The sequence below is a fragment of the Rothia sp. HMSC066G02 genome, from assembly GCF_001813145.1.
In the GTDB taxonomy this organism is placed as follows: Bacteria; Actinomycetota; Actinomycetes; order Actinomycetales; family Micrococcaceae; genus Rothia.
The window spans coordinates 1-233 of the sequence record NZ_KV811579.1 but is presented as its reverse complement, the minus strand read 5'-3'; the positions used below and the strand labels follow the sequence as shown (position 1 = coordinate 233).

1 protein-coding gene is annotated in these 233 nt (G+C 62.7%); it reads left to right on the top strand.

Annotated elements, in window-relative coordinates; genetic code table 11:
- A partial coding sequence (locus HMPREF2894_RS01000) for a transposase (RefSeq protein WP_210399393.1) occupies positions 1 to 233 on the top strand: 233 nt, incomplete at both ends.

Sequence of the window (233 nt, the reverse complement as noted above, 5' to 3'; positions counted from 1 at the left end):
GCATCGGTCAACGCTCAATACGACCGGCTCTTGGACTACGTCCACGACAAGCTCCCCGCCGTGTGTGATCACCTCGATCAAGCCAGGGCAGACGTCCTCGCGTTCGCGTCCTTCCCCACCGGGGTGTGGACCCAGATCTGGTCCAACAACCCCAACGAACGCCTCAACCGCGAAATCCGCCGACGCACCGACACCGTGGGAATCTTCCCCAACCGCCACGCAATCATCCGCCT